The organism is Winogradskyella sp. ECml5-4 (assembly GCF_036903175.1).
Taxonomy (GTDB): domain Bacteria; phylum Bacteroidota; class Bacteroidia; order Flavobacteriales; family Flavobacteriaceae; genus Winogradskyella; species Winogradskyella damuponensis.
On the sequence record NZ_JAYJLF010000009.1, the window covers coordinates 280,660 to 289,805 of the forward strand.

General features: G+C 30.1%; 13 protein-coding genes and 1 pseudogene. 2 read left to right on the forward strand and 12 right to left on the reverse strand.

Going from position 1 to position 9,146, the window contains the following annotated elements; all coding sequences use genetic code 11:
- Nucleotides 1-33 precede the first annotated feature (33 nt).
- From VDP25_RS11505 to VDP25_RS11515, 3 genes are all read right to left on the reverse strand, one after another.
- A complete protein-coding gene (locus VDP25_RS11505; RefSeq protein WP_334469868.1) occupies nucleotides 34-258 on the reverse strand; it encodes a hypothetical protein in 225 nt (74 codons plus the stop codon).
- 145 nt (nucleotides 259-403) lie between these two features.
- Entirely contained in the window at nucleotides 404-1,129 is a 726-nt protein-coding gene (locus tag VDP25_RS11510; protein WP_334469870.1) for a hypothetical protein, read from the reverse strand.
- 177 nt (nucleotides 1,130-1,306) lie between these two features.
- Nucleotides 1,307-2,389 carry a DUF4932 domain-containing protein gene (locus VDP25_RS11515; protein WP_334469872.1) on the reverse strand — a complete coding sequence of 361 codons (1,083 nt, stop codon included), beginning with the start codon at nucleotides 2,387-2,389 and terminating at the stop codon, nucleotides 1,307-1,309.
- 471 nt (nucleotides 2,390-2,860) lie between these two features.
- On the opposite strand from VDP25_RS11515, the pseudogene VDP25_RS11520 reads away from it, so the two are divergent.
- A pseudogene (locus tag VDP25_RS11520) lies at nucleotides 2,861-3,049 on the forward strand (IS110 family transposase); the annotation flags it as partial.
- 132 nt (nucleotides 3,050-3,181) lie between these two features.
- Here the strand turns inward: VDP25_RS11520 and VDP25_RS11525 are convergent.
- From VDP25_RS11525 to VDP25_RS11550, 6 genes are all read right to left on the reverse strand, one after another.
- Complete coding sequence (locus VDP25_RS11525) at nucleotides 3,182-3,385, reverse strand: hypothetical protein (protein ID WP_334469874.1); 204 nt, start codon at nucleotides 3,383-3,385, stop codon at nucleotides 3,182-3,184.
- Between the two features lie 172 nt (nucleotides 3,386-3,557).
- The gene (locus VDP25_RS11530) at nucleotides 3,558-4,136 is read right to left on the reverse strand and encodes an NAD(P)H-dependent oxidoreductase (protein ID WP_334469876.1); all 579 of its coding nucleotides are present in this window, start codon (nucleotides 4,134-4,136) and stop codon (nucleotides 3,558-3,560) included.
- Nucleotides 4,137-4,140: 4 nt separating this feature from the next.
- Nucleotides 4,141-4,479 (reverse strand): hypothetical protein, encoded by a 339-nt coding sequence (locus VDP25_RS11535; protein WP_334469878.1) that lies wholly within the window; start codon nucleotides 4,477-4,479, stop codon nucleotides 4,141-4,143.
- A gap of 55 nt (nucleotides 4,480-4,534) precedes the next feature.
- A complete protein-coding gene (locus VDP25_RS11540) occupies nucleotides 4,535-5,161 on the reverse strand; it encodes a Crp/Fnr family transcriptional regulator (protein WP_334469880.1) in 627 nt (208 codons plus the stop codon).
- Between the two features lie 147 nt (nucleotides 5,162-5,308).
- Nucleotides 5,309-5,611 (reverse strand): type II toxin-antitoxin system RelE/ParE family toxin, encoded by a 303-nt coding sequence (locus VDP25_RS11545; protein WP_334469882.1) that lies wholly within the window; start codon nucleotides 5,609-5,611, stop codon nucleotides 5,309-5,311.
- Nucleotides 5,608-5,850 (reverse strand): type II toxin-antitoxin system ParD family antitoxin, encoded by a 243-nt coding sequence (locus VDP25_RS11550; RefSeq protein WP_047414192.1) that lies wholly within the window; start codon nucleotides 5,848-5,850, stop codon nucleotides 5,608-5,610. The genes VDP25_RS11545 and VDP25_RS11550 overlap by 4 nt, the downstream gene beginning before the upstream one ends.
- A 443-nt stretch (nucleotides 5,851-6,293) precedes the next feature.
- On the opposite strand from VDP25_RS11550, the gene VDP25_RS11555 reads away from it, so the two are divergent.
- Nucleotides 6,294-7,259, forward strand: a complete 966-nt coding sequence (locus tag VDP25_RS11555) for an IS110 family transposase (RefSeq protein WP_334469897.1) — start codon at nucleotides 6,294-6,296, stop codon at nucleotides 7,257-7,259.
- A 29-nt stretch (nucleotides 7,260-7,288) separates the two neighbouring features.
- On the opposite strand, the gene VDP25_RS11560 is transcribed toward VDP25_RS11555, so the two are convergent.
- From VDP25_RS11560 to VDP25_RS11570, 3 genes are all read right to left on the reverse strand, one after another.
- Nucleotides 7,289-7,996: a hypothetical protein gene (locus VDP25_RS11560; RefSeq protein WP_334469886.1), complete on the reverse strand. Its 708-nt coding sequence runs from the start codon at nucleotides 7,994-7,996 to the stop codon at nucleotides 7,289-7,291.
- A gap of 169 nt (nucleotides 7,997-8,165) precedes the next feature.
- Nucleotides 8,166-8,522: a helix-turn-helix domain-containing protein gene (locus VDP25_RS11565; protein ID WP_068449010.1), complete on the reverse strand. Its 357-nt coding sequence runs from the start codon at nucleotides 8,520-8,522 to the stop codon at nucleotides 8,166-8,168.
- A gap of 2 nt (nucleotides 8,523-8,524) precedes the next feature.
- Nucleotides 8,525-8,818 carry a type II toxin-antitoxin system HigB family toxin gene (locus VDP25_RS11570; RefSeq protein ID WP_054729199.1) on the reverse strand — a complete coding sequence of 98 codons (294 nt, stop codon included), beginning with the start codon at nucleotides 8,816-8,818 and terminating at the stop codon, nucleotides 8,525-8,527.
- Nucleotides 8,819-9,146 lie beyond the last annotated feature (328 nt).

Below are 9,146 nucleotides of genomic sequence, written 5' to 3' on the forward strand. Positions count from 1 at the left end.
ATGTAATATCCATTTAGATTTAAGTCTCTATGCTTACTTAAAAGTCCGTTTTGTTTTAACTGTTCTATTCAATAGGTTTTTATTTAAAACCTGGTATATCACAGCAAAACCAATAAATGTAAATATGATATTTAGAATATTAAGTACAATTTCAGATTTTATATAAACACCAATATGTGGTTTAATCATTAATGTTAAACCCAAGCTAAAGATGATTGAAATAATTCCAGCTAATATTTTTAAAATCATTTTCTTCATTTATGAATCCGTTATGTTTGTTAGTGTGTTGTGTGTGGTTATGTGTTTATGCAACTAATTTAGCAAATAAATCAGAGATAGAATATTTCACAAGAATATTTGTAAGTAGGCTAGACCTAGTAATTGATTATGCACGTTGTTGCCATTAATTATTTCTTTCGATTAGTTCCTTTAAAAAATCATTGTAAATATTAGTGCAGGTTTCGTCTTTAAACTTCAATTTATTACTTCCTAAAGTTAAATAATAATAGGTTGCTGGCATACACCTTTTAGATGCATCGTTTAAGAGTCTTAATTTCTTTTCGAAAATTATAAGTTTGTCAAGGTCATTTTTACTAAGCTTAATTACGTTCTTTTCTTTAATTTTTTTTCCACTTCCATTCCATTTTTTTACAATCTTATATTTCAGAATTGTATTATTTTCCCTAGGAATAATTTGAAGTTTAGTATTTGCATTAATACCACAGCTACCACTTGAAAATTCTAAATTCCATTTTTTATTTTCTAAGAGGCTAGTTTCTATAAAAGTTTTCACCTCATAATCTTTCATTTTGTCGACAAGTAGATATATTTTTTGTTTTTTGGAAGTTATGATATAAGTTGTATCTAATGTTTGATTAAATATGTTTTGATATTCAATTTTGACTTTATTTTCAAATGTTTCAAACTTACAAGGAACAGGGAAAAACATTTTGGGATCAATTGCTATTGTTTTATGTTTTGTTAAAATTTTAAAATTAATTTCAGAGATATGGGTAATAGAGCTTTTTTTACTGTTATGGTCTAGTGCAATCAATTCAAGAGTATTTTGACTAACAATTGTATTGATGAAAGCAAATAAAAATAAAGTTGTCAGTCGGATGTTTTTCATAATTAATGGTAACGTGTTTGTATCTGGTTTGCTTTACCTGTTCAAAGTGCTCGAATGTTACGTGGTTAGACATTAAAGTTAGCAAATAAAACTGAATAGTCATGAGCCTAGTGAACTGGGCGTAGCAAAAAATATCCGAGGGCTTTAGTAAGTAGGTTAGAACGTTACCACACGTTATTATTTGGATGCTGGTTCTTTTATTAAATTTATACAATCAATATAAGTTTTCTCAAAAGCGACTTTATTCTCTGGTCTATATTCAGTTAATCTTTGGTAAATTTCTTTTCTTACGTCTGTACATTTGGTCAAATAAAAATCATTTCCTCTACTATTTTTATCAAATCTCTCCATCATAATGGCCTGCAATGGATAAACAATCATATGGTCAACTTTATCTGTAATTTTAATGTCATTACAATCTTTACAAATGGAATTGTATTGACTTAATTTTCCTATATGTTTATCAAGTAATTTATTTGTAACAAGATGCGAAATTTCGTGATATAAAACTCCTCTTGTTGAATTATCTAATTCCATAATTTCATTAGAAGAATTCGGTTCAGTATATAATTCGCAATAATTTGCTAAAATAATTGCTCGTTTTTTTGCATTGTAATTGTCGTAGAAATCTATTGCTTTATTATTAGCACTATTTGTTAATTCCACAAATATAATCAGTTCCAGGTCTTTTTCATTTATTTGATAAAAAGACATCACTTTATCGAATAATTTTTCGTCTGCAACTTGCTTTTCTACTTGTGAAATAGCCTGATTATAATAATTACTATTGCTTTTATAGAATTTATTGAAATTTGATTTTTTATAAAAATCTACCATTAAGGGTTTTACAGAATCAAGTATTCTTGTGTTTAATCCATAATATTTTAATTCTTTCGTATAAGTGCTATCAAATTCAAATGTTTGTAAGTCCTTAAACATAAGTCCAATAGTTGAGAAATCAATTCCAATGTTTTCATCCTCGTAAACCCAATTTATTAATGGATGGTTTTTATATTGAAGAAATTGATCATTAACACGTTTTAAATACTCTGTTTGGCATGGTCTCGTATTTTCAGGGACTATATCTTGAACTGCAATATTGAAAATAGTTCTAAAAAATTCAGTTCGTTCATCAATTTTAAAAACGACCTTATCTTCGTTTTCAATTTTCGTTTCTAAATTATCAGTCGTTTTTTTTTCTTTGCAAGCTAAAACTATAATTATAAGAAATAAGCTGGTCAGGAAATTAATTTTTTTCATTGTCTATTTTGATATAATAGATTGTGTTTTTTGGAGGTTGTTACAGTTTAGGTCTAATATGTGGAAACGTGTTTGTATCTGGTTTGCTTTACCTGTTCATAACGCTCGAATGTTGGGTGGTAAGCATTAAAGTTAGCAAATAAAACCGAATAGTCACGAGCGTAGCAAAAATCTGCGGGGATTTTAGTAAGTAGGTTAGTACAAGCAATAAATTATACACGTCTTAAGTTTGTAATTCATTAAATTTAATTAATAATCAGAAAGAACAAAAGAGAGCATTAAGGTTACTATACACGGTGAAGCATTAGACATCTGCAACATTGTTAATCCTCTCTCTTTTACTACTTAAACTTCGTTCAGTTCTGTGAGACCTAGATCTCGTTTTCAAGTTGTTGAAATATGAGTAGCGTTGTTCTTTCCAAATTTCAAGTTGTTATGACTAAAGATAGAAAAATTTACGGTATTCTTGTGTTTTTAGCAGCGTTTTCGGCCTATAAATATAACCGAGGCTGCAAAGCCTTATATGATAGAATTGTAGCTAAAGGAAAGCGTGCAAAATTAGCATTAATAGCGGTAGCGAATAAGTTGCTAAAACAGGCCTTTGCTATTGCAAAAAGTGGATTACCTTATGATGAAAACTATGTTTCAAAATTAGCTTAAAGTTGCTTGTTTTTTAACTCAGTTCTTTGTTGTACACAGTTTTTTTATTTCAATTCTTAATAATAATGGTTGGTTGCTCAACTTTGCATTCAAACAATTTAAGTTTGATGTCAAGTTTTTTACGCATCTCACTTAACTAATTCCGTCAAAGTCAGTCATGTCAGTTTCAATCCGTTTTTCTCCCGAAAACACTTCTATTATCGAACCAACTAAAGTGTCTTTAGTATTCTTTTCTATAGTCAATAAGTCAACTCTAAACTGTTTTTTTTCAGTTGATTCTTGTCCATTCGTTTGAATTGAAAAAAGAACTATAATTATGTAAATCAGGTGTTTCATAAATTGTGTACAAGGGTTTTATGTATGATTAGTGGGGTTTAAGCACCTAATTTAGCAAATAAACACCGAATAGAAAATCCGCGAGGATTTTCGTAAGTAGGCTCGCTCTTAGCAATTAATTTTATACGTTGTTGGCAAACGTTATTTCTCCATATGTTTAAATCACAAATTACTATTTGTTCTGTTGTCCTAATTTTTCAACTTTTTTCAACCATTTTATTCTATACTTTTCTTTTGATAATCTTATAGGTCCAATAGTCGTAATTCTGATTTTTTTCACTCCTATAAAATGCAATGTTCCCTTTTTAATTGCATTATGACTTGGGTTTCCGTAAACCCATTTATAATACCAATCTGGTTGATCTAAAGTACAAATTATTCGTGCCGTTTTCCCTGTAAAATGTTTGTCACTTAATAAAGAATTCTCTCTTTTGTTAAATGCAAATCCTGGAAGTAAAACTCGGTCTAAAAAACCTTTCATAATTGCGGGAAATGAACTCCACCAAACTGGATAAACCCAAACTAAATGGTCAGCCCATTTTAATTTGGCTTGAGCATCTAACAGGTCTGGTTCTAATTCTGTTCGCTTTCTATATCCAAATTGTAGGTTTGGGTTGAAGTTCAATTCTCTGATGTTAATTTCCTTTATCTCAGCATTCGATTTTTCAGCCCCTTTTTTATAGGATTTTGAAAGTGCAAAATTGAAACTTTCTTTATCTGGATGTCCATTTATGATTAGTATGTTTTTCATAAACCTAAAAATAAATTTTCAATTTTATTTCAAATTTAGTAGCTGTTAAATTCTCAATTCTGAAGAACTTATAAAGAATAAAACAAGTTGATACCGTTAAGAAGAATGTGCAAATTATGAAGCTGGTAACACTACAAAAAATAGCTAATATTTGTGTGCCGATTTCTCCCAAATATGAATCGAAATAGTCTTGCTTTTCGATAAAATAGTTGTAAACGGCTATTGCGTATTCGTAAAAACGAACGGTAAGTTCATATAATAACCAAGTAGGATAAAACCATTTTCTAATAGGTTCCCACCATTTTCCCCAAATTGATTTCAGTTGTTTGTTTTTTTCTTTCATTTTTTAACCTTTTTACAAAGGTCATTTTAATGGAAGATGTATCATTTGATATAAATCAAATTCGGTTTTTTGGATTTCTTATTCTGCTTAATGTTTCAAGTGTAATTCCTAAATATGATGCAATGTGCGTAAGAGGTATTCTTTGGGTTATATTTGGATAAATATTTAAAAGGTGTTTATATCGTTCTTCTGCCTTGTTGAACTGAATTGTATATAATCTTTCACATAGACCTAACATAGTTTGAGTAACAACTTTACTTATAAAACGTTCAAAATCGTGGTACTTCTTTGAAAGGCAATCAACTGTATCTTTTGAAAATTCAAGGACAACAGAATCTTCAATAAATTCAACATAATGAGGACTTGGCTCTTCGCTGAAAAAACTGATAATTGCAGCCATTATTTCATTTTCAAAAGTGAACCAGTCAGAAATGTCCTTTCCGTTTTTTAAATAATATGCTCTAGAACAACCTTTTACAATTAAGTAGGCTTTTTTGGAAAATTGACCTTCACGAACTACAATCTCACCCTTTTTATAACTTAAAATTTTTGAATTCGCAATTAACTCTTGTTGACATTCATTGGTAATAGGATGATATGTTTCTCCAATTTTATTTAAGATTTTTTCAATATCCATTTGTTTAAGTGACGACTGTTTTTCGGTTTGATGAATGTTCGTCATAATGTTTGTCAACGGTTTTGTGTATGATTAGTGGCGTGTTTAAGCACCTAATTTAGCAAATAAAAACCGAATAGAAAATTCGATAGAGTTTTCATAAGTAGATTGTATTCAGGTGGTTAATTTTGTGTGTTGTTTTGTGTAGTTTTTTTATTTCAGTCGTTTTTTTATATCTATTCTTTGATGTAAAATTCTAACGATTTCGACAATTTCATTCTCAACCTTTCTGTAAAAAATCAGATGTGATTTGATTTTCGTTATTCGATAGTTTTTTCGAGTTTGTTCAGCCGATTTTCCAATTAAATAGTTGTCCGCTATAAATTCAATCTCTCCGATTATCAAGTCGTAATATCTGTCGGCTTGTTCTTTAGACCATTTATGAAAAGTATATACCCAAATATCATTTAAATCATCAATCGCTTGTTTACTTATTCGATATTTGTTTTTACTCATAAGTGTTTGCGATGTAATTCAGTTAGGTTTTGTTTTGGGTCAAAATTTTCAATAAAACCACTGTTTTCACCTACTTCGAGAGCTTTAATTAATTCTCTTTCCTTTTTTTCTTCGCGTTCCAGCAAACGTAATGCAGAACGGATAACTTCGCTTACCGAACCATATCTACCTGAATTTACTTCTTCTCTGATAAAATCCTCAAAATGATTTCCGAGTGATATTGATGTGTTTTTTCCCATTTTGACTATATTTTTACTCAAAAATACCAAATCTTGGTAACGTAGCCAAATTGCACACAACGATCTTGTGTATGAAATGTAGCGTATAAATAAACGCTAACTTTTCGGATTTAGCACAAGCCAAATTTTTAATTTTCTTTTCTAAATATAACCAAATTAAAAATTTGGCGTACTTTGTAAATATACAAAAAACTCTCGGAAAGCCTGTAATATCTATGTTTTATACACGTCTTAAGTTTGTAATTCATTAAATTTAATTAATAATTAGAAAGAACAAAAGAGAGCATTAAGGTTACTATACACGGTGAAGCATTAGACTTCGGCAACATTGATAATCCTCTCTCTTTTACTACTTAAACTTCGTTCAGTTCTGTGAGACCTAGATCTCGTTTTTAAGTTGTTGAAATATGAGTAGCGTTGTTCTTTCCAAATTTCAAGTTGTTATGACTAAAGATAGAAAAATTTATGGTATTGACATTAGTAAATCTGTGTTTGATATTTACAATCAAGACACAGGACATTTTCAATTACAGAATGATGAAAAGGGTTTTAAAACACTACTAAAAAGTTTATCAAAAGATGCTTTGGTAGTCATGGAAGCTACGGGATATTATCATTACAGATTAGCTCAGTTTTTATATAAGAAAGGGGTATTAGTATCTGTTGTAAATCCCTTGTCGGTAAAACGTTTTATTCAAATGAAACTAGCCAAAGTAAAGACCGATAAGAGTGATGCTAAATCTATTTGTGAGTATGGTATTTTTAATGAAGTTCCGTTGTACAATGCTCTAACAGATGTACAGGCAGAATGCTTACAGCTCTTTAGGTTATTGGATAGTTACGTAAAAAAGAGTACAGCTACAAAAAATAAGCTTCATGGCGAAGACGCTCTAGGAATTCCATCAAAAACGGTTTATCGTTCCTTAAAACGAGACTTAAACCATTTAAAGAAAGAGATTTTAATATTAGAGAAACGCTTATTAGAATTGGTAAAACAAGACCAGCAAGAACAACTAACTTTATTGCAAACCATACCAGGAATAGGTTTAAAAACAGCTTTGTTTTTAATCGTTGTTACGGATGGATTTAAAAAGTTTGAAACTGCATCACAGCTTTGTAGTTATGTTGGAATTACACCAACGATTCGAGAATCTGGAAGCAGTGTAAGAGGGCGGAGTAGAATTAGTAAAGTAGGCAATAAGAAATTAAGAAACCTTGTGTTTTTAGCAGCCTTTTCAGCGTATAAATATAACAGAGCCTGCAAAGCTTTATATGATAGAATTGTAGCTAAAGGAAAGAGTGCTAAATTAGCATTAATAGCAGTAGCGAATAAGTTGCTAAAACAGGCTTTTGCCATTGCAAAAAGCGGATTGCCTTATGATGAAAACTATGTTTCAAAATTAGCTTAAAGTTACTTGTTTTTTAACTCAGTTCTTTGTTAGCTGTAGTTTTTATTTTTTCTAAATATTATTATTAGGTCAGTCACTGGATATGCTAGTGAAATAATAATTCCAAATACACCGAGTGTATTAGACTTAAATATTGCTCCAGGCAAAAATGCTGTTATCGAAAAAAACAGAATGAATAAGCAAAAAGGATAGAGAAGAAGTCTTGTCAAAATCTTTGTAAAAGTCCATTCTTTAATCTTTTCTTTCTTTAATTCCGTTTTCGGTTTGTTTATGAGTTCAGGATTTTTTTCTCGTTCAATAGTTTCTATGGCTTCTTTCAGTTCGTCAGTCAAAATTTTTGTTTCATATTTTTTCGTTTTTGACATTACTAAATACAATAAAGTTCCAATTACAGAAATTCCGATTATTCCAATAATGGCAGTCTTAAATTCAGTCGTAATTAGCAGAAAAAGAACAAGTAAAATAAAAAATCCGATTGATATTTTATTCAGAAGTTTGTGAAAAGGATTTTTCTCCGTTTTTATTCTATTCAGTTCTGCATTTTGGTCAAAAGTCAGATGGAAAATTGGATATGCTCCTCTTAAAAAATGTGCAGACCTCCAAATCAGAAGTTCATTCGGTTTTATTTCTCCGCTGTATTTTGTTGTGTTGTAAAAAAACACATCGTTCCAATGATTTTTCAGAGTACTTTTTTTGTTCTGAATGATTAATTTCTCGATGTCTTTTTTTTCTACCATAAAGGTTGGTTCAAATTACAGCTAACGTGTTTGTGTATGGTTAGTTGCGTGGTTAAGCAACTAAGTTAGTAAACATTTACGAACGCGAAAAAATTCCGAAGGAATTTTCTAAAGAAGCACTTGCCAAAGCAATTAATTATACACGGTGTTGCCAACTGGCTTTTTTTAATTAATAATCTTGAATTAAAACTTCAGTAGGGATATGTAGAGTAGTGTTGAGTTTTCTAATCATATCTAGAGTCAGTTTTCTTTTTTTATTCAAAATTTCGCTAACTCTGCTTTTAAATCCAACAACTTCTGCTAAATCCTTTTGTTTCATTCCCATTTGTTCCATTCGGAATTTAATTGCTTCTATTGGGTCAGGCATTCCGATTGGGAATTGTTCATTTTCATATCTATCAATCAAAATTGATAGGATTTCCAATTCGTCTCCATCTTCCGTTCCTTTTTTTGCATCAAAAATTTCCTCAAGTCTGTTGAGTGCGTTTTGATAGTCTTTTTCGTTTCTAATTGGTAATATTTTCATAATTAGATATTATTTGCGTCAATTTTATCATATTCAGCGTGAGTTCCGATAAACCTTATCCAGCATATTCCGTATTCAAAATTAAATTTTACAATCAAACGATAATTATTACCTTTAATATTGTAAACAATTCGATTGTCTTTTAAAATACTAGCACTCGGATATTCACTTTTTAATTCGTTAATATTGTTCCATTCGGATTTTTCAGTTTCTCTATACCACGATTTTAATTGTTCTTCACAATCAGCGTGTTTTTCCCAAAAATCTCGTAAAGTTCGTTTTGCGATTACTCTCACATTATAATTGTTTGACGCAAAGATAATAAAAAAAGTTACCAATTTGGTAATTAGTTCGTTTTTTTTAGCTTGTTGGCAATCGGTTTTGTGTATGATTTCGTTGCGTGTTTAAACACTAAAGTTAGCAAATAAATCACAGATAGAAAGTCCGCGAGGACTTTCGTAAGTAAGCTTTAACTAGCAATGAATTATACACGTCTTAAGTTTACAATTCATTAAATTTAAGGATAAATCAGAAAAGACAAAAGAGAGGAGTAAGGTTAATATACACGCAGAAGCTTTAGACTTCGTCAACATTGAAAATCCCCTCTCTTTTCTACACAGATTT

Excerpts from the sequence above, each read along its gene's own strand:
- VDP25_RS11540 (WP_334469880.1), bottom strand. The coding sequence starts at position 5,161 with ATGACGAACATTCATCAAACCGAAAAACAGTCGTCACTTAAACAAATG.
- VDP25_RS11545 (WP_334469882.1), bottom strand. The coding sequence starts at position 5,611 with ATGAGTAAAAACAAATATCGAATAAGTAAACAAGCGATTGATGATTTA.
- VDP25_RS11565 (WP_068449010.1), bottom strand. The coding sequence starts at position 8,522 with ATGAAAATATTACCAATTAGAAACGAAAAAGACTATCAAAACGCACTC.
- VDP25_RS11505 (WP_334469868.1), bottom strand. The coding sequence starts at position 258 with ATGAAGAAAATGATTTTAAAAATATTAGCTGGAATTATTTCAATCATC.
- VDP25_RS11550 (WP_047414192.1), bottom strand. The coding sequence starts at position 5,850 with ATGGGAAAAAACACATCAATATCACTCGGAAATCATTTTGAGGATTTT.
- VDP25_RS11515 (WP_334469872.1), bottom strand. The coding sequence starts at position 2,389 with ATGAAAAAAATTAATTTCCTGACCAGCTTATTTCTTATAATTATAGTT.
- VDP25_RS11555 (WP_334469897.1), top strand. The coding sequence starts at position 6,294 with ATGACTAAAGATAGAAAAATTTATGGTATTGACATTAGTAAATCTGTG.
- VDP25_RS11510 (WP_334469870.1), bottom strand. The coding sequence starts at position 1,129 with ATGAAAAACATCCGACTGACAACTTTATTTTTATTTGCTTTCATCAAT.
- VDP25_RS11530 (WP_334469876.1), bottom strand. The coding sequence starts at position 4,136 with ATGAAAAACATACTAATCATAAATGGACATCCAGATAAAGAAAGTTTC.
- VDP25_RS11560 (WP_334469886.1), bottom strand. The coding sequence starts at position 7,996 with ATGGTAGAAAAAAAAGACATCGAGAAATTAATCATTCAGAACAAAAAA.
- VDP25_RS11525 (WP_334469874.1), bottom strand. The coding sequence starts at position 3,385 with ATGAAACACCTGATTTACATAATTATAGTTCTTTTTTCAATTCAAACG.
- VDP25_RS11535 (WP_334469878.1), bottom strand. The coding sequence starts at position 4,479 with ATGAAAGAAAAAAACAAACAACTGAAATCAATTTGGGGAAAATGGTGG.